This window comes from Streptomyces flavotricini (genome assembly GCF_020639365.1).
GTDB lineage: Bacteria > Actinomycetota > Actinomycetes > Streptomycetales > Streptomycetaceae > Streptomyces > Streptomyces flavotricini.
In genome coordinates this window covers 760,081-784,903 of the sequence record NZ_JAINUL010000001.1, presented here as the reverse complement: position 1 = coordinate 784,903, position 24,823 = coordinate 760,081, and the positions used below count along the sequence as shown (strand labels likewise).

Below are 24,823 nucleotides of genomic sequence, written 5' to 3'. Positions count from 1 at the left end.
CGGGCCCGGTCCGCCGGACACCCCCTCGTGCAGGATGGCGGGATGGAGTTCACGGAACTGGAGGAGCGGGCCCGCGCGCTCGCGGCCTCGGGCGCGCGCCGGATCCTCGGCATCACCGGGCCGCCCGGAGCCGGCAAGTCCACGCTCGCCGCCCGCCTCGCGCAGGCGCTCGGGCCCGAACGGGCCGTCGTCGTACCGATGGACGGGTTCCACCTCGCCCAGGCCGAACTGGAGCGGCTGGGACGGGCGGACCGCAAGGGCGCCCCGGACACCTTCGACGCCGCCGGGTACGCGGCGCTGCTGGCGCGCCTGCGCACGCCCGCGGCCGCCGCGGTCTACGCCCCTGCCTTCGACCGGTCGTTGGAGGAGCCCGTCGCCGGGAGCATCCCCGTCGCCCCGTCCGTACGCCTGGTGATCACCGAGGGCAACTACCTGTTGTACGGGGCGGGGGAGTGGGCGGAGGTACGGGCGTTCCTCGACGAGGTCTGGTACCTCGCGCCCGACGACGCCCTGCGGGTCAGGCGGCTGGTCGACCGGCACGTACGCCACGGCAAGGCGCCGGCCCACGCCGAGGAGTGGGTGGCGCGCTCGGACGAGGCGAACGCCCGCCTGATCGCGCCCGGCCGGACCCGGGCCGACCTGGTGGTGGAGTAGGGGATCCGGGGTTTCGGGGCCGGGCCGGGCCCCCGAACCCCGGGAGTCTCCCAGGGGCGTACGCGGCGGCCAAGGGGGCGCGCAGCGGAGCAGATGCGCCATTTCCCGAAAGATTTCCATCGACAGCCGTGCACATTCGGGCGTCTTTTCCGATGGGGTGGTGTTGGGGGAGCGGCCGGTCCGACCGGCCGCTGGATGTGGGGGACAGGCATGTCCGTTCCGTTCTCTTCACCGGAAGGCTTCCCGCCGACGTGAATCGTGTCCAGACCTTCACTCCCGTTCCGATACTCGTCGCCTTCGGCGCTTTCGAAGCCGTCAGGAGACACCCCCGCCTGCCGGGTGCGAGGACCCGGAAGGCGACCGCTCGTGCCGGCGACGACCGGCATCCCTGGAGGAGCGCATGAGTGAGGGCGAGTTCGACCCGTCCGGGGACCGGGCGGTCTCCAGTGAGCTGGCCGGCGTCCTGCCGGTGGAGTTCAGCGCGTTCCACTCCCAGCACCACCGCGCCTACCTGCGCTACGCCCACCTGCAGCTGGGCTCCCGCCAGGACGCCGAGGACGTCGTCGACGACGTGTTCACCTTCCTGCTGAAGGTGTGGCGCCAGGCACTGAAGGAGGCGAGCCTGCACGGCTTCGCCTGGGCGGTGCTGCGCGAACACGTCGCACGCAGGCTGGCGCTCCTCGGCCGTCCGGCCGCCATGGTCGAGACGGCCTGGTTCGCCGCGCTGCGCCGTGCGTCCCGGCACCGGATGGAACTGCTGGAGGCCAAGCTGGGCCTGTACGCGGCGATCGCGTGCCTGCCCGAACGCCACTACGACGTGGTGTTGCTGGCCTTCTTGCTGGGGTACGACAACGGCACCGTCGGCCGGATGATGGGGATCTCCCCCGCGGCGGTCCGTTCGCACATTCGAGGCGCGAGCCGAATCCTGTCCCAGAAACTCGGGGCGGACCGGGTGCCTGGAGAGGAGAAGGGCCAGTGAGTGACATGACGGCCGACCACGACGCCGTGCCGGGGCAGAAGCTGGCGGCGGCGCTGGAGGACGCCGAGGTGCTGGTGGAGGAGTACGCCGGCTACGACGAGGACGCCGCCCGGCGGCGCATCGCCCGCCGCATCGCGGCGGACCGGGCCCGCTCGGCGACCGGCGCCACCGGCAGCGGCGGCTTCCCGGGCCCCGCCTCCCTCACCGGCCGCAGGCCGATGCCCGCGCTCGCGCCCACCCCGGCGGACGACCTCGTACTCGACGCCGCCTGCCACGTACGGGCCGCGCGGGCGCTGGACGACCTGGCCTGGTCGCTGGCCGAGAGCCGGCCCTTCGCCGAGCTGGCCCTGGCCGCGGGGACCTGGCCGCACGGATCGGAACCGGCCCTGCTGTTCGGCGCTCTCCTGCATCTGGCCGACCGGATGGAGGGCGCGCAGTTCTGGTTCCAGTACGCGGCCGGAGCCGGATCGCGGACCGCCGCGCGCCTCCTGCACCTCCACCACCTCGCACGCGCCGAGGTGGACACCGCCCGGCACTGGAGGGCACTGGCCGAGGCGCTGCCCCCGGACGAGGGACTGCCGCACCTGCCGGAGGTCCCGGAGAACCTGGAGGAGGCCCTCGGCGCCTCGGTCATCTGGACCTCGCCGCCGATCAGCACCCAGGACCTGACCGCCCTCACGGCGGTGAGAGGGCACGGCGGGCGGCCCCCGTACCGGCTGCCCGCCCGGCTGCGCAGGGCCGTGACGGCCCTGAGCCGGAACGTCGACCAGGACCAGGGGGAGGTGTTCCTCCTCGGCCCGCACGTGGCGGTGGCCGTCGCCCAGCACGCGCGGCTGAACCTCCTGCACCTGCCGGACGAGGCGAACGCCTGGGCGCTCCAGGCGCTCCGCCAGCCGCAGCCGGAACACGCCGGGCGCGGGGCCTCCGAGGGGCGGCCGGCTCCGGTCGCGATGGAGGCCGTCCACCGGGCGCTGCGCGTCCTGGAGATCGTCAACCGGTACTCCGGCGGGGTGAGCCTCGCCCAGATCGCCCGCGAGACCCGGTTGCCGCAGCTGGTGCTGGCCCGGGTCATGGAGCAGCTCGTACGGGCGAACCTGGCGGCACCGGCCGCCCCCGGCGCGTACATCGCGGGCCGGGCGCTCTTACTGACCGAGGCGGCGTCCGGCGACGGGCACGGACATGTGCAGGAGACCCTCGCCTGGGTCCGTGACGCGGTCGGCGCCGCCGTCTACGTGGCCCGCTACACCGACGGCGAGGTGTGCATCACCCAGTACGCCGACGGTCCGGCGACCCCGCTCGTGGACGAGTGGGTGGACTTCCGGGCCGCCGCCCACGCCTCGGCGGTCGGCAAGGCCCTGCTGGCGCAGCTCGGTTGCGACGGCCGCAAGGACCACCTGTCCCGGCACCGGGCGGCGCGGTTCACGGCCCATACCATCACCCGTCAGGACGAGCTCTTCCACCAGCTCGACACCCGCCGCCCCGGCGCCCCGTTGCTGGACCTCCAGGAGTACGCCATGGGCACGGTCTGCGCGGCCGTCCCGATCACCTCGGGCCCCAACGCCGAGTGCCTGGCCCTGTCCATTCCGGCCCCGGACCCGCACCGCCTCGTGCAGGCCGCCAGGATCCTGCAGAGCGAGGCCGCGGCGGTGCTGCTCGCCCTGATCGTGGGCGGCACCGGCCCGGGCCCCTCCCGCACGGCCGCCGAGCGGGAGGAGGCGGCGGGAGAGCCGGGCAGCATCCTCATCACGGCCACCTAGGGGGTGTGCGCCCGGCGCGGTCCTCGCGCGGACCGCCCCGGGCTTCACCCGACCGCGCTGCCCCGCTGGCACGAAGGCCCGGCGGGCGGCTTGCTGGAGGAATGACACAGGCACCGGGGCCGACCCGGCAACAAGCCCTGAGCACGCCCAAGGCCGCGGGGCTGGCGGGGGTCGTCTTCGCCGTCCTGCTCGCGACGGCGATGGTGCTCGCCCGGATCGCCCTGCCCGAAGGGGGCGGTGGTGAGGACCTGACGGTCGCCCAGGGCGAGCGGGGGGCGCTGCAGACGGCGACCGAGCTGGTCCCTTTCGCGGGCATCGCCTTCCTGTGGTTCATGGGCGCACTGCGCGAGCACACGGGGGAGGCCGAGGACCGGTTCATCGCGACCGTGTTCCTGGGCAGCGGACTGGTCTTCGTCGCCTGCCTCTTCGGCGCCGTCGCCGCCGCCGGTACCGTGCTCGACGCCGAGGACCCCACCGGCTTCGGCCGCCATTTCGCGTACACGCTGCTCACCACGTACGGGATGCGGATGGCCGCCGTCTTCGTCCTCGCGACGTCGACGCTCGGCCGCAGGCTGCGGGTCCTGCCCAGACCCCTGGTCGCGATCGGGACGGTGGCCGGTCTGCTCCTGTTGGTGGTGGGCTCCAGCGTGCCGTACTGCGAGCTCGTCTTCCCGACCTGGGCACTGATCATCAGCCTGTACATCCTGCGCACCGCCCGCCGCTCCGCATGATCCCCACAGCGCCGCGCCGCGTCACCTCCGCTCCGCCCTCACCCCAATGGCCTTGCCGGACGGGCCGTCCCGCTCTCCCGGCCGCACGCTGGCCGGGAAGCCGGAGGGGCCAACGAAAGGACCGGACCTTGCTGAGGCTTGTCGTCGATCTCAATCGGTGCCAGGGGTACGCGCAGTGCGCCTTCCTCGCACCCGACGTCTTCGCGATGCACGGAGACGAGGGCCTGCTCTACGACCCGCAGGCGCAGGACGCCCAGCGTGAGCGCGTGGCCCAGGCGGTCGCCGCCTGCCCGGTGCAGGCGATCCTCGTGGACGAGCTGGACATGGCCGCGGCCGGGTCCGGCGCCCCGGCCGCCACGGGGGAGGCATCCGATGGCTGACACGGCCCTGGACCACCTCAAAGCGAACGGCCGGATCGTCGTCGTCGGTGCTTCGCTCGCCGGGCTGCGCGGAGCCGAGACCCTGCGCGAGAAGGGCTTCAAGGGCTCGCTGACGATGATCGGTGACGAGCCCTACGAGCCGTACGACCGCCCGCCCCTGTCCAAGCAGGCGCTGCTGGGCATGGGTACGGCCGAGGGCACCGCGCTGCCCCGCCGCCGCGACATCGACGCCGAATGGCGCCTGGGGGTGGCGGCCAGCGGCCTGGACATGGCGGCCCGGCGGGTCAAGCTCGCCGACGGGGACGAGGTCCCGTACGACCGGCTGCTGATCGCCACCGGCGTCCGGGCCCGGCCCTGGCCGAACCAGGCCGAGGGCGAACTCGACGGCGTGTTCGTGCTGCGGACCCGTGACGACGGGGTGGCCCTGGCCCGGCGGCTCGATGCCGGACCGCGCCGGGTCCTGGTCATCGGGGCCGGGTTCACCGGCTCCGAGATCGCCTCGGCCTGCCGCGAGCGCGGCGTAGAGGTCACCGTCGCCGAGCGCGCAGACGCCCCCCTGGTCGGAGCCCTCGGCGGGGTCATCGGTGCGGTCGCCGCCGAACTCCACCGGGAGAACGGCGTCGACCTGCGCACCGGGATCATGGTCACGGCCCTGGAGGGCGACTCCACCGGACGGGTCCGAGCCGCGCACTTCTCCGACGGCACGTCGCTGGAGTGCGACGTCGTGGTCGTCTCGCTCGGAGCCCAGCGCAACACCGATTGGCTGGCCGGCTCCGGACTCGGCGCCGGCCCCCGCGGCATCGCCTGCGACGCGGGCTGCCGTGCCTTCGACATCCGCGGCATCGTCACCGACGACATCTTCGTGGCGGGCGACGTCGCGCGCTCCCCGCACCCGCTGTTCGGCTACCAGTTCCTGTCCCTGGAGCACTGGGGCAACGCCGTCTCGCAGGCGGAGACCGCGGCCCACAACATGCTCAGCGAGAGCACCGATCGCCGCCCGCACATCTGGGTGCCGGCCTTCTGGTCCTCGCAGTTCGGGGTGAGCATCAAGTCGGTCGGAGTGCCCTCGATGGGCACCGAGATCATGATCACCCAGGGCTCGCGCGCCGAACGCCGCTTCACCGGCGTCTACGGCTACCAGGGCCGCGTCATCGGGGCGGTCACCTTCGACAACTCGCGCTGGCTGCAGTTCTACCAGCAGCAGATCGAGGCCACCGCGCCCTTCCCGCCCCCGTTCCCCACGGTCGACCGCCGCCCCGAAGGGCAAAAGCCGCTCCCCGCGGACTTCCCGGACCCCTCCGTGCCCACGCACGGGCCGACCGTCACCCTCAGCGGATACTCGCCGGCCGACCGGCGCCTCACGTTCACCCCCGCCGGGCACTGACCCGCCCGCCCTCCGGAGGACCCGGCATGAAGCAAGGCATCCTGAGCGACATCCTCGACTACTCGAACCGCGCGAACCCGTACCCGCTGTACGCGGAGCTGCGCAAGACCCCGGTCTTCCACGACGGGGACGGCCCGTACGTCATCAGCACGTACCACCACATCCAGAGCCTGCTGCACGACCCGCGGCTCAGCTCCGAAGCCCGCAACCTGGCCGCCGGTGCCGGGGACCCGCTGGCCGGGGCGGAGGACGAGGGGGCCTCGGCCCTGCCGCCGAGCTTCCTCAAGCTGGACCCCCCGGAGCACGACCGGCTGCGCCGGATGACCAACCGCCCCTTCGGGCCGCCGGACTCCCCCCACCGCGTCGACGACATGCGCGGCTTCCTGCACACCACCGTCACCGGACTCATCGACAACCTCGGCGACCCGGAACGGATCGACCTGGTCGACCAGTTCGCCTACCCGTTCCCCGTCACGATGATCTGCCGGCTGCTCGGCGTCCCGCGCGAGGACGAGGCCCGCTTCCACGTCTGGGCCGACACCCTGGCCGCGAGCCTGGACCCCGACCCCGGCGCGGACCCGAAGGAACGGGAGAAGACGACCCACGACGCCCGGATGGAGCTCGGCATGTACCTGGCCGGGCTGATCGAGGAGCGCCGCAAGAACCCCGGCGAGGACATGCTCTCCCAACTGGCCGTCGGACACGGCCAGGACGAGACCATGAGCACGATGGAACTGCTCAGCACCGCGGCCCTGCTGCTCATCGCGGGCCACGAGACGACGGTCAACCTCATCACCAACGGGATGCTGACCCTGCTGCGCAATCCGGACGTCCTGCGACAACTGCGGGAGACGCCCGCCCTCGCCGTGCCCCTGGTGGAGGAACTGCTGCGGTTCGAGCCCCCGGTGCAGCTGCTGCCGCAGCGCACCCCGCTCGCGGACATCGAGGTCGGCGGGGTCACGATCCCCAAGGGTTCGTCGATGTGGCTGATCCTCGCCTCCGGCAACCGGGACCCGGACCGCTTCGAGAACCCGGACCGCTTCGACCCGTACCGCAAGGACATCCAGCACCTGGGCCTCGGCAGCGGCATCCACAGCTGCTTCGGGGCCCCGCTGGCCCGACTGGAGGCGCAGCTCGCGCTGACCGAGCTGACCCGCAGGCTGGAGAACCCGCGCCTGGTCGAGGACCCGCCGCCCTACCGGCAGAACGCGGTCCTGCGCGGCCCGCGCCACCTGCGGATCACGTGCGACGGGGTCCGTCCCTCCTGAGGCGCGGGCCGCCGGCGCCCGGACCCCGGGGAAGCCGGGGCGGCGGTACCGGTGCCGACCGCCCGCCTGTGCACGGGCGTTCGGCACCGGAGGCTGTCAGGACACGACCTAGGACAGCTTGCCGTCGTAGTCCGGCAGCTTGAAGGTGCGCTCCGCGTGGCCGCCGACGAGGTCGCTGTTGTTGTTGCCGATGTTGGCGATGACCGTGTAGCCGCGGCCCTCGATCTCGGCGCGCTTGCCCGTCTTGTACGCGCTGACCTCGTCGAAGAGGTCGGGCAGGTCCCGGACGTACAGGCCAGTGACGGGGTAGCCGACCGCCTTGAGGTTGTGCTCGGTGAGCGACTGGATGATCCCGGGGCGGGCGGTGACGAAGAAGATGGCCACACCGTGGTCGTTGGCGTACCGGGTCAGGTCGCGGACCTCGGAGATCGCCGGGGTCGGGAAGGTCCAGAACCAGTGGAAGTCCGTCTCCAGCGAAGAGTTGTCGATGTCCAGGACGATCGCCGGCTTCTCGCCGGCGGGCGACTGGGCGATGCGCTGCTCGACGTACGGGCGCGCCGTCGCCATGACGGCGGCCACGTCACGCTTCCACGTGCCGTAGTCGACCCCGCGGATGAGCGCGTTGCCGCCGGGCGCGGAGGCGGTGGCCGAGGCCGGGGCGGCCGCCGGGGCGGGGACCGGAGCGGGCGCGGCCTGGGCGGAGGCGGTGGGGGCCAGCATCAGGACGACGGTGGCCGCGGCCGTGCCGGTGGCGGTGCCGAGCAGGCGGACGCGGGCGCGGGTGCTGCGCATGTGGGGGCGCTCCTCAAGGGCTGAATTGACATGTACGGATCCAGAATCCGCAAGATCGAACCCCCTGTCTACTGGTCGGTAGTTAAATTCAGGTGGCCGTCCAGCCACCATCGAGGGGGAGCGAGGTTCCGGTGAGGTAGCCGGTGTGGGGCCCGCACAGCCATACCGCGGCCGCCGCGACCTCCTCCGGCTCGATCAGCCGCTTGATCGCGGACCGGGTGAGCAGCACATCGGACAGGACGTCGCCGGGGCCGATGCCGTGCGCGGCGGCCTGCTGCTCGATCTGCGCCTCGACCAGGGGCGTGCGGACGTAGCCGGGGCTGATGCAGTTGCTCGTCACCCCGTACGGGGCGCTCTCGACCGCGGTCACCTTGTTCAGCCCCTCCAGCCCGTGCTTGGCGGCCACGTACGCGGACTTGTACGCGCTGGCCCGCAGCCCGTGGGCGCTGGAGATGTTGACCACCCGCCCCCAGCCGGCCGCGTACATGTGCGGCAGCACGTGCCGCAGCAGCAGGAACGGCGCGGTGACCATCACCTGCTGGATCAGGGCGAACCGCTCGGCCGGGAACTCCGTGATGGGGGCGACGTGTTGCAGGCCGGCGCTGTTGACCAGGATGTCCACCTCCCTCGGCAGCCGCTCGATGGCGGCAGGGTCGGCGAGGTCGACGACGTGCGCCCGCCCGCCGACGAGTGCGGCGACGGACCTGGCCGGCTCCTCGGCGATGTCGGCCACGTGCACGGTGGCGCCCGCCTCGGCCAGCGCGATCGCGCAGGCCCGGCCGATGCCGCTGCCGCCGCCGGTCACCAGCGCGACGCGCTCCCGCAGGAAAGGAAGTTGGCTCGTCATGGCTGAACCCTAGGGAGGGCGGAGGGCCGCGCCCATGGCCCCGCGCGCCACACTCGGGGGCCGGGGTGTGGTGCACGGAGCCATGCGCGATGCCCTGCGGCGATGGCCGCCGTGGTGCCGTCAACGCTTCTGCGCGGTGAGGAAGTCGAGCAGGGTGCCGCTCGCATCCAGTGCGGTGCTGACGGAGCCGAAGCCCGCGGGCGGCGGCATGGTCGAGCCGGGCCAGGTGTGGCCGGCCCCGTGCACGACGAGCAGCCGCACTTCGGCCCCCGCGGGGCCGGCCGGCCAGGTGACGGAGTCATAGCCGGGCTTGCCCTCCTCGGCGGGTCCGCCGGTCCCGCCGGCGGCGGCGAACGCCTCCGCACTGGCCCGGGCGGACACCGTGGCGGTGATGGGCTCCTCCCCGGGGGCGGCCGGGCCGGGAGCGGGCAGGCCGGCCAGCGGCCGTACGGGGTCCTCCGCCCCGTAGACGATCAGGACGGGCACCGGACCGGTGGGCTTCACGGCGGCGGCCCCGGTGGGGAGTTCACCGGAGACCGAAGCCGCGCCCGCGACCAGGTCCGGGCGCTGCGCGGCCATCCGCAGGGCCATGGAGCCGCCGTTGGAGAACCCGGCGACGTAGACACGGTGCGGGTCGGCCCGGCCGGTGCGCACGAGCTCGGCGATCAGCGCCTCGGTGAACCGGACATCGGCGTCCGGATCCGGCCGCTGCGCGGTGGCGGCGGTGCCGGCGCCCCAGCCCTTGCCCAGTGCCTCCGGGTACACGAGGAGCATGCCGCGGGCCTCGGCGGCCTTGTCCAGGCCGCTCTGCCTCCGCAGCTGTTCGGCGTCGGCCCCGCGCCCGTGGAAGGCGATGAGGAGCGGCCGCGGTCCGCCGCCCTCCGCGGCGGGGCGGTGCGTCAGGTACTCCCGGGTGCCGTCGCCCACGGTCAGCCGCTCCCGGCCGTCGACGCCGGGGGCGGGGGCGGAGACGCTCGTGCTCACGGCGGGCCCGGCCGAGGCGGGGGGCCGGGAGGCCGTCGAGCAGCCGGTGAGCCCGGCGGCGGTGAGCGAGAGGCCGAGGGCCAGCGCGGCGGCGTACGAGGCGCACCGGGTGGCCGTGCGGCGCGGGGACGGGGAGAAGCGGTTCGAGGACATGCCGTGAGCACAACACCGACGCCCGCCCTCCGTCCAAGATCGATATTGATCTGGTATCAATCAAACTCCGATATCGTTGCCGGTCGTGGACCTGATCCGGCATCTGCAGTGCTTCGTCGCTGTTGCAGAAGAAAGACATTTCGGCCGCGCCGCCGAGCTGCTCGGCATGGCCCAGCCACCCCTGTCCCAGCGCATCCAGCGCCTGGAGCGCGAGCTCGGCGTCCGGCTCTTCGAACGCACCAGCCGCCAGGTGACGATCACCGCGGCCGGCACGATGCTGCTGGAGGACGCCCGCCTGCTGCTCGCCCGGGCGGACGCCCTCGCCGCCACCGCCCGCCGCATCCGCGACGGCGAGAGCGGACTCCTGCGCGCCGCCCTGCCGCCCGATCTCGCCGGCGAGGCGATCGCCGCGATCCTGGCCGCCTTCCGGCAGCACCACCCCGGCGTGGAGCTCGAGCTCCACGAGCTGTCCACCGCCGAGCAGCTGACCCGGTTCACCTCCCGCGAGCTCGACGTCGGGCTCGTCCGGCACCCCTGTGACATCGCCGGGCTGGAACTCGGGCCGGTCCTGCGCCGCGAACTCGGCGTGCTGCTGCCCCGCGAGGCCCCGGCCGCATCCCTGGAGGAGGTACCGCTCGCCGCCCTCACCGGATACGGCCTCGTCCTCTTCCCGCGAGCCGAGGCCCCCGCCCTGCACGACGACGTACTGAACACCTGTGCCCGGGGCGGCTACACCCCCGCCGCCGTCCGCCAGGGCAGCGGGCCCGGCTTCGTCCGCGGCCTCGTCCTGTCCGCGAACGCCGTGGCCTTCGCCCCGCGCGACAGCGGGTCGGCCCACTCCCCGGGCCCGCACGCCGACATCGTGTGGCGGCCCCTCGCCGGCGCCCCGCTGGCCTGGCGCCACAGCGTCGCCTGGCCGCGGGGCCGCGGCGACGCAGCCGTCGGCGCCTTCGCCGAAGCGACCACGCGGACCCTGTGGAACACTGCGGCGGTGACCGCCGACGTACCCGCGCGGCCGCTCCACCTGCGCCCGGCAGCGGAGTACTGGCTGTGAACCACCCCCTGCGCCGCATCACCGCAGCCTTCGCCGAAGCCGGCGTCAGCGGCCGGCTGCACGCCGTGGACATCGACTCCGGTACGGAGGTCGACGCGGGCGCGGACCACCCGGTCGTCACCGCCAGCGTGCACAAGCTCTGCCTGCTCGTCGCCCTCCACCAGCAGGCCGCGGCCGGCCTCCTGGACCTCACCGAACAGGTCGAATGCCCGCCGGCGGACCGCACGGCCGGCCCCACCGGACTCGCCGCCATGCTGGATCCCGTACGCATGTCCCTGCGCGACGCGGCGTACCTGATGACCGCCGTCAGCGACAACGCCGCCGCGGACCTGCTCCTCGCGCGGATAGGCCTCGACGGCGTCAACGAGGCCACGGCCCGGCTCGGCCTGACCCGTACCCGCGCCGTCCACACCTTCCGCTCGCTCTTCGCCGGAGTCCGGGAGGACGCGGGCCCGGCCGGCGCCCGGGCCCTGACCGATCCGCAGGTCCTCGCCCGGCTCCGCGCCCTCGACCCGGCCCGCAGCAACCGCAGCACTCCACGGGACATGACCCGGCTCCTCGCCGCCGTCTGGCGCGACGAGGCCTGCACCCCCGAACACGGGGCCGCCGTCCGCCGCCTGCTCGGACTCCAGGTGTGGCCGCACCGGATGGCCGCCGGATTCCCCTTCGACGACGTCCACGTGGCCGGCAAGACCGGCAGCCTGCCGACCGTGCGCAACGAGGTCGGCGTCATCGAGTACCCCGACGGCGGCCGCTACGCCGTGGCCGTCTTCACCCGCGCCGCCAACCCCGCGGCCACCCTCCCCGCGGCCGACGCGGTGATCGGCACCACCGCCCGCATCGCCGTCGACGCCCTGCGCGCCGCGAAGTAGCCGCGCGCGACAGCAGGGAGGCGTGCCCGCGTACTCCGCGGGGAGTACGCCCGATCGGCCCGCCCGGCGGACGACGGCGGCGGGCCCGGGCGTCTAGCGTGGCCGCATGGCGGAGCGGCGGTGGCAGTACTGGGCGGAGCGCACCGGCGGCGGGCGGCTGCCGTGGCGGTCCTCGCTCCTCGTCGCCGTGTTCACGCAGGCGGCCACCGGGTGGGCGCAACAGCTGCAGCCCGGCCGCGAGCCCATCGGCGTGCCCGGCCGGCTCCTGCTGCTCCTCGGGCCCGCCCTGCTCCTGCTGCGCCACCGCTACCCGGTGCCCGTCCTCTACGGGGTCTGCGCCGTCACGCTCGGCTACCTCGCCGCCGGATTCCCGTACGGCCCCGTCTTCATCAGCGTCGCCCTCGCTTGTCTCGCCGCCGTCGTCGCCGGTCACCGCCACGCCGCCTGGGGTGCGGTGGGCGCCCTGTGGGCCGGCCACCTGCTCATCGCGCACTGGCTGTACCGCTGGCTGCCGCCGCCCGGCGACGGCCCTGCCCCCTGGGGGACGGAGGGCGGGATCACCGCCTGGGTGATCGCCGTGCTCGCCGCGTCCGAGGTGGTCCGCGTACGCCGGGAGCAGTGGGCCCGCGACCGGGCCGAGCGCAAGGCCGCCGAGCGGCGCCGGGTGGACGAGGAGCGGCTGCGGATCGCCCGTGAGCTGCACGACGTACTGGCCCACAGCATTTCCGTGATCAACGTGCAGGCGGGCGTCGGCCTGGCCCTGCTCGACACGGACCCGGAACAGGCCCGTACGGCGCTCACCACCATCAAGGAGGCCAGCAAGGAGGCGCTCGGCGAGGTCCGGCAGGTCCTGAACACCCTGCGCGCCCCCGGGGAGGCCCCGCGCGCGCCCGCCCCCGGACTCGACCGGCTCTCCGAACTGGTCGCGCAGGCGGCCGCGGCCGGGCTCACCGTCTCCGTGACGGGGGAGACCCGGGCCGGGGGGATGTCACCGGCCACGGACCTCGCCGCGTTCCGGATCCTCCAGGAGGCGCTCACCAACGTGGTCCGCCACTCGGGCTCACGGACCGCCCGGATCCGCATCAGCCGCCCGCTCGGCGCGCTGGAACTGCAGGTGGACGACGACGGACCCGCCACCGGCGACGACGCCGGCGGCAGCGGCAGCGGCCTGATCGGGATGCGCGAGCGGGCCGCCGCGCAGGGCGGCACCATCGAGGCCGGCCCCCGGCCGGACGGCGGCTTCCGGGTACTGGCCCGCATCCCGCTGGAGACCAAGGAGGACTGGTGATCCGCGTACTGCTCGCCGACGACCAGGCGCTGGTACGGGCGGGCTTTCGCGCACTGCTCGCCGCGCAGCCGGACATCGAGGTGGCCGGCGAGGCCGCCGACGGGGCCGAGGCCGTGCGGCTGGCGCGCGAACTGCGCCCGGACGTCGCCCTGATGGACATCCGGATGCCGGAGCTCGACGGCCTGGCCGCCACCCGCACGATCACCTCGGACCCCGGACTGACCGCGGTGAAGGTCGTCATGCTCACCACCTTCGAGCTCGACGAATACGTCTTCGAGGCGCTGCGCTCCGGCGCCTCCGGGTTCCTGGTCAAGGACACCGAACCGGAAGAACTGCTGCGCGCGGTAAGGGCGGTGGTTGCCGGCGACGCGCTGCTCTCACCCGGGGTGACGCGCCGGCTGATCGCGGAGTTCGCGGCCCGGTCCAAGGCCCCGGAGGCGGCGGCCGGGCTGGACCGGCTGACCGGGCGGGAACGCGAGGTGATGGCCCTGGTCGGCCTCGGCCTGTCCAACGAGGAGATCGCCCGCAGGCTCGTGGTCAGCCCGCTGACCGCGAAGACGCACGTCAGCCGGGCCATGATCAAGCTCGGCGCCCGGGACCGGGCCCAGCTGGTGGTCCTCGCCTACGAATCGGGGCTGGTCAGGCCCGGCTGGCTGGGCTGAGGCCGGTGGGGTGAGCCCGCTGAGGTGAGCCCGCTCCCGCCGGCAGCTACTCCCGCGGTGGTACGCACGGTGCCGCCGGCCGTACGACGACCCGGGCACCCTCCCGGAGAGAGTCTCGGAGGCGACAAGGAAACCGCACCCCCTTCCGAGGAGCTGAACCGAGATGAACACCCTGGCGTACGACGGGCCCGGCCCGTGGATCCTCTTCGTCCCTTTGATCTGGGCGGCCGTCGTCTTCGGCGTCGTCACGGCCCTGCGCCGCACGGTGTGGCGCGGCGGACGCGGCCCGCGCGGACCGTGGGCCTCGCGGGGCTCGTACGGCGAGAACTCGCCGATCGCCATCCTGGGCCGCCGGTTCGCCACCGGCGAGATCGACGAGGACGAGTACTGGCGCCGGCTGTCCGTCCTGGACGAGCAGTTCGGCCGGACGGCTCCGGACGGCAAGGGCGGGGCGGGCTGACCCAGGACGGGAGGGCGACCCCGGCCGGCCCCGCCGGACTTCCGGTATTGCGCCCCGCATCCGGGCGGGGGGCCGGAGGCGGGGTTACGGTCCCGCGATGGATTCGAACACGCAGACACTGGACACCCCTTCGCCCAGCCGTCGCGGCCTGCTGCTCGCCGCCGCGGCGGGCTCGGCGGCCGTGGGGTCCGTCCTCCCCCTCGCCGCCGACTTCCCCGCCTCGGCCGCCCCGGCCCCGGCGCCGCCCGCCGGGCCGGAAGCCGCCTCGGGCCCGGTCTCCCCGGAGGAGGCGCTGCGCCGGCTGACCGCGGGCAACCGGCGCTGGCGTACGTACGCGCAGGAGCACCCGCACGAGTCGGCCTTCCTGAGGCTCCGTCTGACCAGGGCCCAGCACCCCTTCGCGATCGTCCTCGGCTGCGTCGACTCCCGTGTGCCCCCGGAGCTCGTCTTCGACCAGGGGCTCGGCGACCTGCTGACCGTGCGCTCGGCGGGCGAGGTGCTCGACGAGGCCGTCCTCGGCAGCGTCGCGTTCGGGGTCCTGGAACTGAAGATCCCGCTGGTGCTGGTGCTCGGCCACCAGTCCTGCGGGGCGGTCGGCGCCGCCGTCCGCGCCGACGAGACCGGGGAGCCGCTGCCCGCGCACATCCAGTACCTGGCCGACCGGATCCGGCCCTCCATCGACCACACCCGGCAGGGCGAGTCCCGGATCGACGCCACCGTCGACGCGCACGCCCGGCGCACCCGAGACCTGCTCTCGGCCGAACCCGACATCGCCCGGCGCATATCCGACGGCAGGGTGGCGGTCGTCGCCGCCCGCTACGGGCTCCGCGACCAGAGGGTGCGCACCCTGGCATAGACCGGGCCCCGCAACCGGGCTCCCCGGGGGCGCTGGAGCGCCGCCGTGCGCCCCTGTCGCGGACGGCCTGCCGCCCGCCACGCTGGAGCCCGGTACACCCACCAGGGCGGGGGTCACGGTCGATGTCGACTTCGATGCAGAACCAGGGAAAACCGATCACCACGCACGACATGGTGGTGGTCCACCGGATGTTCCGGCGCGAGTTCGGGGAGGCGGCGGGCCGGGTGCGCGGAGTGCGCCACGGCAGCCGCGCCCAGGTCAGGCTGGTCGCGGACCGGCTGGAGCTGCTGCTGGACACCCTGCACCACCACCACGAGGGCGAGGACCGCCTGCTGTGGCCCAAGCTGGCCGAACGCCTCCCCGGTCAGGGCGGCTTGTGGAAGCGGATGCAGGGGCAGCACACCGAGCTGTCGGCCCTGCTCGCACGGGCGAAGGCCCTGCTCGGGCCGTGGGCGGCCGCCGGGGGGAGCACCCACCGGGAGGAGTTGGCCGACGCGTTCGACCGGCTCTCCAAGGCAGTCGGGGACCACTTCGACCAAGAAGAGCACGAGGTGCTGCCGCTCGTCCCGGGGGCGGTGTCACAGGCGGAGTGGGACGAGATCGGCGACGCGGCCAGCGCGGCCGTGCCCAAGAGGAAGCTGTTCACCGTACTCGGGATGATCCTCAAGGACACGGACCCGGGCGAACAGATCCTGATCATGGGCCACCTGCCGCTGCCGCCCCGGGTGCTCTGGCGCGCGGTGGGCGAGCGAAACTTCCACCGCCTGGAACAGCGCCTGGAGGCGGCGGTGGGCCACGGCTAGGGGGTGTCCGCACAGTAGCGCCGGCCGCCCGGAGGGCGGCCCTGCGGCGTCCGGTGCGTGCGCTCGGTGTGCCGGGCGTCGCGGGACAGGCGGGACTTTGCGGACACCCCCTAGACGAGTAAGTCCGAAGTCTTGATCAGTGGTCGTAGGCGATGAGTGACCTGGTCAGGGGTGTGGCGTTGGCTCGGTTGTGCCAGATGGCGGCGGTCAGGGCCAGGATGCGTTGTCCGAGCCTCGGCGGGCGGCCCGATCGCCGCGTTCCTGCCAGAGAGTCATCGATCCTCACGTACAGTGCTGTCGCGAGGGTCTTGAGGTTTGTCGTCACAAACGAACCAACGAGACCCTCGCTTCATGCGCCCAAGGACTTCGGACTTACTCGTCTAGGACGCGGTCTCGCAGTCCCTGAGCCCGGCGACCGCGAGCGCGCGCTCCGCGGGGTACGCGCCGGAGCCGGGGAAGGCGAGGACCGTCCGGAACTGCTGCCCCGCCTCGCGGACCCGGCCCGCCGCCGAGTAGGTGCGGCCCAGCATGCTGCGGATCGCCATCTCCATACGGGTCTGGTGGGGCTCGTTCAGCGGGGACAGCGACTGGAGCCGGGAGAGGGCGTCGTGGTGGTGGGCCAGGGCCGCCTCCAGGTTCCCCGCGCCCAGCTCCGCCGTACCCAGCATGCTCAGCGTGATCGCGGTCAGGGGGATGTCGCCTGCCTGCTGGACCAGCTGCGCCGCCCGGCTCAGGAGCTCCTTGGCCTCGGTGAACTCGCCGAGGTCGAGGTGGACTTCGGCGGCGCAGGTCAGGACCCTGCTGATCATGGTGGGCCGCCCGTTCGCCTCGGCGTGGACGGTGGACTCGGCGAAGCAGCGGAGCGCGTCCTGGGTCCGCCCCCGCGCGCGGTGGACGGTCCCGAGCACGCAGAGCGCCATCGCCACGAGCCAGTCGTCCCCCAGCCGCAGGGCCAGGTCGGCCCCCGCGGTGAGGGGGGCGATGGCCTCCTCGGGCCGGCCCGCGTTCAGCTCGGCGGTCCCGATCCCGCTCAGGGCCCGGGCCTCCTCGTGCCGGTCCCCGCCGTGGCGGCTCAGGCGCAGGGCTTCGGCGAAGGTCGCGCGCGCCCGTTCGGCGTCGCCCCGGTGGATGTCGACGATCCCCATGCAGTTGCGCAGAGCGGGCGCCATCCGCCGGTCGGTGGCCCGGTCCGCCTGGGGGAGGGCGATCTCCAACGCCGTGCGGCCTTCGTGGTAGCGGCCCCGGCGGATGAAGTGGTCGGTGAGCGCCTCGGCGATCCAGCAGGCGTGGTCGGCCTCGCCGAGGCCCGCCGCGTGGCCGACGACGTCGGCGAGTTCCGCGTCGGCGGCGTTCAGCCAGGCACTCGCGTCGGCCCAGTCCGTGAAGGCTCCGGTCCCGGGCGGTCCGGTGGGGAAGCCGGTGGAGCCCCAATCGCTCGCGGTCCGGCCCGCGTCCACGAAGAGGCGGAGTACTGCGGCACGCGCCACCCCCGCTTCGGCCGGGGCGGCCTCCGCAAGCCGCCGGGCGTGGACCCGTACCAGGTCGTGCAGCCGGTAGCGGCCCGGCCGGGGCTGCTGCACCAGGCTCGTATCGACCAGGCCCTCCATGATCTGCTCGGCGTCGCGCGCCGGCCGGCCCAGCATGGCCGCCGGCGTGAGGGCGTCGAATTCGCTCGTCGGCGTCAGGCCCAGCGTGCGGAACGCCCGCTGCTGCGCGGGGGCGAGCTGGTCGTACGACAGGCGGAAGGCCGCCTCCAGGCTGCGGTCCCCGGCGCGGAGCTCACCGAGCCGGTGGTCGTCGTCCGTCATACGGTCCACCAGATGGGCGAGGGTCCATACGGGGCGGGTCTGCAGCCGCGTCCCGGCGATGCGCAGCGCCAGCGGCAGCCCTCCGCACAGCCTCGCCAGCTCCCGCGCGGCCGTCCGCTCCGCGGCCGTGCGCTCCTCCCCGACGAGCTGCCCGAGCAGGTTCTGCGCCTCGCCCGCCCCCAGGGGCTCCAGCGTGATGCGCCGGTCGGCGTCCAGTCCGGCCAGCCTCTGCCGACTGGCCACGATCACCATGCTGCCCGGCCCGGCGGGGAGCAATGGCCGGATCTGCGCGCTGCCCACGGCGTCGTCCAGCACGAGGAGCAGCCGCAGCGATTCGGTCACCGCCCGCCAGGCGGTGGTGAGTTCGTCCAGATCGGCCGGAACCTCGCTGTCGGCCGCGCCGATCGAGCGCAGCAGTCGCCGCAGCGCCCGCTGTGGCGAGAGTTTCTGCCGCCCCGGGCTGTGGGCGCGCAGGTCGACGAAGAGGCAGCCGTCCGGATACCGGGAGCGCAGTTCCTGGGCCGCGCGGACGACGAGGGCGGTCTTGCCGATCCCGGCGATGCCGTCGACGGTCACGACGCCCACGGAGCCGGGCGGGAAGGGGGCGGCCAGCAGCGCCCGTTCGCGCTCCCGGCCGATGAGGACACCGGTGATGCCCGGCAATTCGTTGACGGGGCGACGGGGGCGGGGCGGTACGGGGACGGAAGCCGGGCCGCCGGCGGTCAGGGCGGCGACACGGGCCGCCTCCGGGCCGAGGAGCAGCTCGTCGTCGCGGCGCAGCACCGCTTCGTACACCTGGCCCAGCGCGTCGCCGGGGCTGACCCCGAGCTCGTCGCGCAGCCGCTCGCGCATGCCCTGGTAGGCGTTCAGCGCCTCGGCCTGGCGCTCGTTGGCGTACAGGGCCCGCATGTGCAGGGCCAGGACCGCCTCGTCGTACGGCTCGGCGGCGGACAGCGCGGCCAGACCGTCCAGGGCCTCGCCGGCCCGGCCCGACAGGACGAGGCATTCGAGCCGCTCCGATTCGAGCGTGCGCCGCCGGTCCGCCAGCCGCCGCCGCTCGGCCTGTACGAGCGGCCCCGGCAGCCCCGCCAGGGGCTCTCCCCGGTACAGCGCGAGCGCACCGGTGAATCCGGCCATCGCGGTGGCCAGGTCACCGGACTCCTTCGCACGCCGCGCGTCCCGGAGCAGTCCCGCCATCTCGGTCACGTCGACACGGATCCGCTCCATGGCCATGCCGTACCGGCCCTGGCTGCTGCGGATCACCGAATCCTCGTACCCCGTGCCCTCCGGGTCGAGGGCCTTGCGCAGCGCATAGACGTAGCTCGGCAGGACCCGGTGGCCGGATCCCGGCGGGGCGGCGCCCCACACCCCGTCGAGGAGGTCCTCATGGCTGATCGCGCTGCCCGCCCGCAGGACCATCGCGGTGAGCACGGCCTGTCGCCGGACGGGTCCCAGGTCCAGCGGCGTCGTTCCTCGCCAGGCCCTGACCGGACCGAGCAGCTCGATCCGGAGCCGCTGCGGAGATTCCCCGTCCACTCGCATCCTCGTTTCGCGCGCATCATCGAAATTTCATCGGCATTGCAGCGCCCCCGACCACACTTGGCAAGGCTCGTCGTGCGCGCGTGAGAGCGGAATGGCCGGAAATCGGGGGGCGTCATGACAGGTTCGGCCGCCGCGCGCCGCACAGCGGTGCCGGCATGGGGTGGCAGCCGGGACGTGACCAGGTACCTGTGCGCGGCCGCGTACCTGGAGCGCGAGTACGGGAGGTCCCTCGTCAAGGGCGTGGCGGCCGAGCCGCACCTGGGTGTGGCCGCGGCCCCGGCGTGCGACGTGCCCGTCGTGCTCAGGCACGCGTACCGCGCGAACGCCCGCAGACACGGCCGGGACATCCTGCTCGCCTTCCTGCTGCTGTTCCTCCTCGTCTTCCAGCTGTGGGTGGGGATGCCGTGGATCGCCCTGCTGATGCTCTTCCTCGCCTGGGTGACGGTGTTCTCGTTCGAGCTCTCCACCAAGTACGGCCGGTCGATGCAGAGTCTGCGCCCGGACGGCTTCGACCCCGCGGCCGCGCCCGAGCCGATCAGCCTGAGCGTCGCCGTGCGCCTGCGCGAGATCGGCGAGTACGCGGAGGGGAACGTCACCACCTACAGCGGCTACTCGCCGTTCGCCGGGTACGGATCCGACCGCGACTCGTGGTCTTTGGCCTTCGACGTCACCTCGCCGAGCCGGCCGGGGGTCGAGCCGCAGGACTTCGACGTGGTGGACCTCTACGCCCACGTGGCCGGACGGCTCGCCACGCTGGGCCTGCCCTGTCTGGAGATCGAGGAGCGGCTCTTCGTCGACGGCACGGCGGTCCGGCAGGACAGGCGCTTCCTCCCCGATCCGCTCGGACGGCCCGTGCCCGCCATCTCGTCCGGCGCCATGGACGCGCTCAAGCGCTCGCCGGAGGAGAAGGCCCGCCCCTACCTCGGGGTGCACTCCACGGGCTGGGGCGGCGAGCTGGTGACCTCCCTCTTCATCCGTTTCGTCCGCTCGGACTCGAGTCTCGTCGTCGAGGCGTCCCCGACGGTGCTCTTCCCCCTGCGCGACGGCTACCGGGTCGTCGACACACTCATGCCCGGCCCGACCCTGTTCGAGGTGCTCGGGCTGGCGGCGGGGACGCTGGTCCCCACCGTGTTCGAGCTGCTGGCCGCGCCCTGGCGCGCGATCGCGGGATTCGCCCCCGATTTCTGGATGTACTTCCGGGTCCGGGGCCAGGACAGGCTGATCACGCAGCTGCGGCGTTTCGACTACGGAGCCCGGGAGGCGGTGCGCCGCAACGTCGCCGACCAGAGCCACCAGCGCTACTTCCAGGAAGCGGACAGCGGCATGGTCCTCAAGGCCATCGAGAAGAGGGTGCTGAACGCGATCGTCGAGTTCGCGGAGGCCCACGGCATCCATACGGACGAGCTGGTGCAGCGGCAGGAACTGATCATCAATCACGGAATCATCGCGAGCCACGGAGCGAGCGTCCACGCCAGTTCCGTCGCCTCCGGTGAGAACTCCAGCATCTCGTCGAAGATCCTCAGCAAACTACCGCGCGTGAAGATGGACTGATCAGGGTGAGGGGCAGGGAGAGGAATGCGGAACAATGACGGGATCATCGCCACGGGCGGCTCGAACGTCGTCGCGTCCGGCGTGGCGAGCGGCAGGAACGCGCGGGTCGAGATCCGCAGCAGCGGTCCGACGCAGGTCGGCGACGGGCGGCAGCGATCGCCCGGGGAGATCCGGGACCTGGTCGCCCTGCTGATCGAGGAACTCGGCCGCTCCGATCACCCCGACCGCGCCGATCTGATCGAGACGGCGCAGGACGCGCATGAGGAGCTCGCCCGCGAGAACCCGCGGATGGGAAAGCTGAGGACGCTCGCCAGGGCGCTCCTGAGCGCGGTGGCGGGATTCACCGCGCTGGTCTCCCTCGCGGAGCCGATCGAAGAGGCGATCCGCGGTCTGTGAGCGAGGGAGTCCGAAGGAGATGACCATGCCCCCCTCCCGGCGCGCCGGGCCCGGTTACGTCCGCGTGGGATCGACGGTGCTTCCCCGGTGGCTGCCGTGGCTGGTGGCCGCTCTCGTGGTCGTGGGCGGGGGGACCGCGGGAGTCCTCATCGCCGTAGCTCCCGAGCCCGCGGAGCGGACGGCCGACGGGGCCCTCAGCGGTCTGCCGTCGGGGGCGGGCGGCGGCTCCGCCACGCCGTCGGACGTCGTCCCGCCCTCCACCCCGGCTTCGGCCCGGCCCACTCCCTCTTCCACCCCGTCCGTGGAGCACACCCCTCCCGTCCAGCCTCCCGCCGAGGCGAGCCCGCCCCGTCCGGACGATCCGGGCGACGTGGTGGAGGAGTACTACCAGGACCTCGTGAACCGGGACTTCGCCGCTGCCTGGGAGCTCGGCGGCAGGAACATCGCCCACACCTCCTACGCGAAGTGGGTGGCGGGCTACGACACGACGGCGAGCATCTCGCTCGGCTCGGCGAACACGGTGGACGCCGGCCGGGTACGCGTCCTGATCCGTGCGCTCCAGACGGACGGCACGCTGAGGATGTACGAGGGCACGTACACCGTGTCCGGTGGTGTGATCGTCGGTGCGGAGGTCACCGAGAGGTGATCCCGGCCTAACTGCGGTACACCCGCAGGTCCGAGACCTCGTACGACATCTCCGTGAGGGAGTGGTCGGGGGCCGGGTGGTAGCGGCCGGCGCACACGGAGAGGTTCACGATGAGGTACGCCCGCCATCGTCGGCCCACGCCGCTGTGATCGGCGTACGCGCGGGTGCCGTTGACCCACCAGACGACCGAGGTCGTACCGAACTTGACCTTGAGGTCGACCCATGCGCCGGGGCGGATGGCCGGGTCGTGGTAGTAGTGCGAGCCCCCGCCCCGGACGTGGTTGGAGAGTTCCAGCAGGTCCGGGTTGTCGGGGTGGTACTCGAAGACGTCGACCTCCTGGCCGCCGTTCCGCCAGGTCCAGATCGCGGGCCAGGCGCCGACGGCCTCCGGCAGCCTGACCCGGGCTTCCAGTACGTCCTCCGCGCGCAGCAGGAAGCCCTCTTCGCTGCCTTCGGTGGTCAGCAGGCCGGAGTCCCAGTTGCCGTCGGGCCGCCGGGTGGCGCGGAAGGTTCCGCCGCGGCAGTAGGAGGGGTCGTCGACCAGGTGGTCCAGTTTGTTGTCGCCCGGATTGACCGGGCCGTTGTCGGGGAAGGCCGAGGTCCGGCCGGCGACCCACCGGGACGTCGAGCCGAAGTCGGCGGAGAAGACGAGGGTGGTGCGGGCGCGCCGGAACGGGGCGAGGAGTCGCGAGATCACGCCGCAGGTCTGCCCGCGGCGCGCCGTCCGCATTCCGGTGATCTTTGATGAAATGCGGACGGGGCGGGCGCTTCGGGGCACTTCGCCGTCAGGGGCGCCGCCCCGGCGCCCCGCGGCGCACGCGGGTCAGGAGCCGGACTGCTGAAGGCGCTCCGCCTGCTCGGCGTGCTTCTCCTTGATGCGGACCGCTTCCTTGCGGACCTCGGCCTGGGTGGCCCGCTCCTTCTGGAGCCACTCCGGGTTCTCCTGCTTCAGCGCGTCGATCTGCTCCGTGGTGAGGGCCTCGGTGACCCCGCCGCGCGCGAGGCCGGCGATCGAGACGCCGAGCTTGGACGCGACCACGGGCCGGGGGTGCGGGCCGTTGCGTCGCAGTTCCTGCAGCCACTGGGGCGGCTCGGCCTGCAGCGCGTTCAGCTCGCTGCGGGTCACGACACCCTCCTGGAACTCAGCGGGGGTGGCTTCGAGGTACACACCCAGCTTCTTCGCCGCGGTGGCGGGCTTCATGGTCTGGGTGGTCTTGTGCGACGTCATGGGGTCAAGGGTATCGAGCGTGTGCGCTACTTCTGACCACGGCCGGTAACCTGGCCGGGTGACAGGCTCGGAAGCATCTCCCACGGCATCTCCCTCGTTCCGGCTCGCGTACGTCCCCGGAGTGACGCCCAGCAAGTGGGTGCGGATCTGGAACGAGCGCCTGCCGGACGTCCCGCTCACCCTCCTGCAGGTGTCCGCCGCCGAAGCCCCCGGCGCGCTGCGGGGCGGCGGAGCCGACGCCGCCTTCGTACGGCTGCCGATCGACCGGACGGGCCTGGCCGCGATCCCCCTCTACACCGAGACCACGGTCGTCGTGGTCCCGAAGGACCACCTCGTGGCGGCCGTGGAGGAGGTCTCCACCGGGGACCTCGCCGACGAGATCGTGCTGCATCCGCTGGACGACCCCCTGGAGTGGGAGAGCCTGCCGGGCAAGCCCGCGTTCGAACGCCCCGCTACGACCGCGGACGCGATCGAGCTGGTGGCGGCCGGGATCGGCGTCCTCGTCGTCCCGCAGTCCCTGGCCCGCCTTCACCACCGCAAGGACCTCACGTACCGGACGGTGACGGACGCGCCCCAGTCCCGGGTCGCCCTGTCGTTCCTCGAACTCGACGGTGAACCCACCGACCTGGTCGAGGAGTTCATCGGGATCGTGCGCGGCCGGACGGTCAACAGCACGCGCGGCCGCGGCGCCCCGACCCCGCCGCAGCCGAAGCAGCGAAAGCGCCCCGAGGGGGCGGGCACGGGACGCAAGCCCGCGGCCGGGAAGACGGGCGGCAAGAACCCGCGCGGAGGCTCCGGCGGCTCAGGCGGAGCGAAGGGCGGCGCCAAGGGCGCCAAGGGCGGCAAGGGCGGAAAGCCGCGCCGCCGGCCGTAGGCGCTCCGGCCCGATGCCCCGTACGTGCACGCCCGGCGCCCCCCCACGGTCACACCCGGTGACCCGTGGGGCCGCTTCTAGTCGCCGATCCTGACCAGGGCGAGCGTGATGTTGTCCGGGCCGCCGGCCTCGATGGCGGCCTTCCACAGCTCGAAGGCCGCCTTGCCGTCGTCGTGCACCCGCAGCAGCGCGTCGAGCTCCTCGGGCGGCACCGGGTCGGTCAGCCCGTCCGAGCACACCAGGTAGCGGGCTCCGGCCGGCAGCGGCTGCGTCGAGACGTGCGGGGTGATCCCTCCGTGGCGGCGGGCACCGCCGAGCGCCTGGGTCAGCAGGGACGTGGTGCGCTGCCCCGGCTCCAGTGGCGGATTGTCGTCCACGCTCACCTGCCGGAGCTCCTGGGCCGTGGCGTCGAGCACCCGGCTGTCACCGACGTTGAACGAGATCAGCGAGTCCTCCAGGACGACCGCACCGGCCACGGTCGTGCCCATGGTGGCCAGCTCCGGATCGCTGTCACCCGCCGCGAACACCGCGTGGTTGCACAGGGCGAGCGCCTCGCGCACGGCCCCCTCGCTGTCCAGGGAGGGCCCGAGCATCGCGAGCTGCCGTACGACCAGCGCACTGGCCACCTCCCCGGCCGGCTGTCCGCCGATCCCGTCGGCGACCGCGACGAGCAGCGGCGCACCGAGCGGGAACACGAACGTCTGCGGGTTGCGGGTCACACCGGCGCACAGCGTCCACGGCCCGACGACGAGGCTGTCCTCGTTGTGGTCGCGTACCAGCCCGGCATGGCTCAGGGCGCTCACGGCTACGTACGGCATCGCACCCCCATTGTCCCGCGCCCCGCCCGCCCGTGC

At 73.5% G+C, this 24,823-nt stretch carries 25 protein-coding genes and 1 pseudogene; 18 read left to right on the top strand and 8 right to left on the bottom strand.

Annotation, left to right across the window (positions count from 1 at the left end; genetic code table 11):
* Window positions 1-42 precede the first annotated feature (42 nt).
* From K7B10_RS03960 to K7B10_RS03930, 7 genes are all read left to right on the top strand, one after another.
* The gene (locus tag K7B10_RS03960) at window positions 43-654 is read left to right on the top strand and encodes a nucleoside/nucleotide kinase family protein (protein ID WP_229334547.1); all 612 of its coding nucleotides are present in this window, start codon (window positions 43-45) and stop codon (window positions 652-654) included.
* Between the two features lie 400 nt (window positions 655-1,054).
* On the top strand, window positions 1,055-1,633 hold the full coding sequence (locus tag K7B10_RS03955) for an RNA polymerase sigma factor (RefSeq protein ID WP_229334546.1): 579 nt from the start codon (window positions 1,055-1,057) through the stop codon (window positions 1,631-1,633).
* Between the two features lie 950 nt (window positions 1,634-2,583).
* A complete protein-coding gene (locus tag K7B10_RS03950; protein WP_229344745.1) occupies window positions 2,584-3,390 on the top strand; it encodes an IclR family transcriptional regulator in 807 nt (268 codons plus the stop codon).
* Between the two features lie 101 nt (window positions 3,391-3,491).
* Window positions 3,492-4,121, top strand: a complete 630-nt coding sequence (locus K7B10_RS03945; RefSeq protein ID WP_229334545.1) for a hypothetical protein — start codon at window positions 3,492-3,494, stop codon at window positions 4,119-4,121.
* 131 nt (window positions 4,122-4,252) lie between these two features.
* Window positions 4,253-4,501 carry a ferredoxin gene (locus K7B10_RS03940; RefSeq protein ID WP_229344744.1) on the top strand — a complete coding sequence of 83 codons (249 nt, stop codon included), beginning with the start codon at window positions 4,253-4,255 and terminating at the stop codon, window positions 4,499-4,501.
* A complete protein-coding gene (locus K7B10_RS03935) occupies window positions 4,494-5,885 on the top strand; it encodes an NAD(P)/FAD-dependent oxidoreductase (RefSeq protein ID WP_229334544.1) in 1,392 nt (463 codons plus the stop codon). The genes K7B10_RS03940 and K7B10_RS03935 overlap by 8 nt, the downstream gene beginning before the upstream one ends.
* A 26-nt stretch (window positions 5,886-5,911) precedes the next feature.
* Window positions 5,912-7,153 carry a cytochrome P450 gene (locus K7B10_RS03930; RefSeq protein ID WP_229334543.1) on the top strand — a complete coding sequence of 414 codons (1,242 nt, stop codon included), beginning with the start codon at window positions 5,912-5,914 and terminating at the stop codon, window positions 7,151-7,153.
* Between the two features lie 108 nt (window positions 7,154-7,261).
* Here K7B10_RS03930 and K7B10_RS03925 read toward each other — a convergent pair whose 3' ends face one another.
* The 3 genes from K7B10_RS03925 to K7B10_RS03915 form a co-directional block, all read right to left on the bottom strand.
* A complete protein-coding gene (locus K7B10_RS03925; RefSeq protein ID WP_229334542.1) occupies window positions 7,262-7,945 on the bottom strand; it encodes an HAD family acid phosphatase in 684 nt (227 codons plus the stop codon).
* An 88-nt stretch (window positions 7,946-8,033) separates the two neighbouring features.
* Window positions 8,034-8,792 carry a 3-hydroxybutyrate dehydrogenase gene (locus K7B10_RS03920; protein WP_229334541.1) on the bottom strand — a complete coding sequence of 253 codons (759 nt, stop codon included), beginning with the start codon at window positions 8,790-8,792 and terminating at the stop codon, window positions 8,034-8,036.
* 120 nt (window positions 8,793-8,912) lie between these two features.
* The gene (locus K7B10_RS03915) at window positions 8,913-9,929 is read right to left on the bottom strand and encodes a CE1 family esterase (RefSeq protein WP_229334540.1); all 1,017 of its coding nucleotides are present in this window, start codon (window positions 9,927-9,929) and stop codon (window positions 8,913-8,915) included.
* Window positions 9,930-10,014: 85 nt separating this feature from the next.
* Between K7B10_RS03915 and K7B10_RS03910 the strand changes: the two genes are divergently transcribed.
* From K7B10_RS03910 to K7B10_RS03880, 7 genes are all read left to right on the top strand, one after another.
* The gene (locus K7B10_RS03910; RefSeq protein WP_229334539.1) at window positions 10,015-10,983 is read left to right on the top strand and encodes a LysR family transcriptional regulator; all 969 of its coding nucleotides are present in this window, start codon (window positions 10,015-10,017) and stop codon (window positions 10,981-10,983) included.
* Window positions 10,980-11,855, top strand: coding sequence for a serine hydrolase (locus tag K7B10_RS03905; protein ID WP_229334538.1), 876 nt, complete (start codon window positions 10,980-10,982; stop codon window positions 11,853-11,855). The genes K7B10_RS03910 and K7B10_RS03905 overlap by 4 nt, the downstream gene beginning before the upstream one ends.
* Before the next feature lie 106 nt (window positions 11,856-11,961).
* Complete coding sequence (locus K7B10_RS03900) at window positions 11,962-13,143, top strand: sensor histidine kinase (protein ID WP_229334537.1); 1,182 nt, start codon at window positions 11,962-11,964, stop codon at window positions 13,141-13,143.
* The gene (locus K7B10_RS03895) at window positions 13,140-13,805 is read left to right on the top strand and encodes a response regulator (protein ID WP_229334536.1); all 666 of its coding nucleotides are present in this window, start codon (window positions 13,140-13,142) and stop codon (window positions 13,803-13,805) included. The genes K7B10_RS03900 and K7B10_RS03895 overlap by 4 nt, the downstream gene beginning before the upstream one ends.
* Before the next feature lie 163 nt (window positions 13,806-13,968).
* Complete coding sequence (locus K7B10_RS03890; RefSeq protein WP_229334535.1) at window positions 13,969-14,265, top strand: SHOCT domain-containing protein; 297 nt, start codon at window positions 13,969-13,971, stop codon at window positions 14,263-14,265.
* Window positions 14,266-14,362: 97 nt separating this feature from the next.
* Window positions 14,363-15,121, top strand: coding sequence for a carbonic anhydrase (locus K7B10_RS03885; protein ID WP_229334534.1), 759 nt, complete (start codon window positions 14,363-14,365; stop codon window positions 15,119-15,121).
* A 134-nt stretch (window positions 15,122-15,255) separates the two neighbouring features.
* A complete protein-coding gene (locus tag K7B10_RS03880) occupies window positions 15,256-15,924 on the top strand; it encodes a hemerythrin domain-containing protein (RefSeq protein ID WP_229334533.1) in 669 nt (222 codons plus the stop codon).
* Window positions 15,925-16,060: 136 nt separating this feature from the next.
* On the opposite strand, the pseudogene K7B10_RS41795 reads toward K7B10_RS03880, so the two are convergent.
* Window positions 16,061-16,162 (bottom strand): annotated as a pseudogene (locus K7B10_RS41795) (IS982 family transposase); the annotation flags it as partial.
* Window positions 16,163-16,304: 142 nt separating this feature from the next.
* Window positions 16,305-19,268, bottom strand: coding sequence for an AfsR/SARP family transcriptional regulator (locus K7B10_RS03865; RefSeq protein ID WP_308284495.1), 2,964 nt, complete (start codon window positions 19,266-19,268; stop codon window positions 16,305-16,307).
* Window positions 19,269-19,448: 180 nt separating this feature from the next.
* Here K7B10_RS03865 and K7B10_RS03860 point away from each other — a divergent pair, with 180 nt between their 5' ends.
* From K7B10_RS03860 to K7B10_RS03850, 3 genes are read left to right on the top strand one after another with little or no spacing between them, the layout of a single operon-like run.
* A complete protein-coding gene (locus tag K7B10_RS03860) occupies window positions 19,449-20,825 on the top strand; it encodes an AbeC-like domain-containing protein (RefSeq protein ID WP_229334532.1) in 1,377 nt (458 codons plus the stop codon).
* Window positions 20,826-20,849: 24 nt separating this feature from the next.
* Window positions 20,850-21,221 (top strand): hypothetical protein, encoded by a 372-nt coding sequence (locus tag K7B10_RS03855; protein ID WP_229334531.1) that lies wholly within the window; start codon window positions 20,850-20,852, stop codon window positions 21,219-21,221.
* A gap of 25 nt (window positions 21,222-21,246) precedes the next feature.
* Window positions 21,247-21,867: a hypothetical protein gene (locus tag K7B10_RS03850; RefSeq protein ID WP_229334530.1), complete on the top strand. Its 621-nt coding sequence runs from the start codon at window positions 21,247-21,249 to the stop codon at window positions 21,865-21,867.
* Between the two features lie 7 nt (window positions 21,868-21,874).
* On the opposite strand, the gene K7B10_RS03845 is transcribed toward K7B10_RS03850, so the two are convergent.
* Both K7B10_RS03845 and K7B10_RS03840 read right to left on the bottom strand, forming a co-directional pair.
* Window positions 21,875-22,597: a glycoside hydrolase family 16 protein gene (locus tag K7B10_RS03845; RefSeq protein ID WP_229334529.1), complete on the bottom strand. Its 723-nt coding sequence runs from the start codon at window positions 22,595-22,597 to the stop codon at window positions 21,875-21,877.
* Window positions 22,598-22,690: 93 nt separating this feature from the next.
* Complete coding sequence (locus tag K7B10_RS03840; protein ID WP_030856620.1) at window positions 22,691-23,095, bottom strand: DUF5997 family protein; 405 nt, start codon at window positions 23,093-23,095, stop codon at window positions 22,691-22,693.
* A 58-nt stretch (window positions 23,096-23,153) separates the two neighbouring features.
* Between K7B10_RS03840 and K7B10_RS03835 the strand changes: the two genes are divergently transcribed.
* Window positions 23,154-23,969, top strand: a complete 816-nt coding sequence (locus K7B10_RS03835; protein WP_229334528.1) for a LysR family substrate-binding domain-containing protein — start codon at window positions 23,154-23,156, stop codon at window positions 23,967-23,969.
* A gap of 77 nt (window positions 23,970-24,046) precedes the next feature.
* Here the strand turns inward: K7B10_RS03835 and K7B10_RS03830 are convergent, their stop codons facing one another.
* On the bottom strand, window positions 24,047-24,787 hold the full coding sequence (locus tag K7B10_RS03830; protein WP_229334527.1) for a PP2C family protein-serine/threonine phosphatase: 741 nt from the start codon (window positions 24,785-24,787) through the stop codon (window positions 24,047-24,049).
* Window positions 24,788-24,823 lie beyond the last annotated feature (36 nt).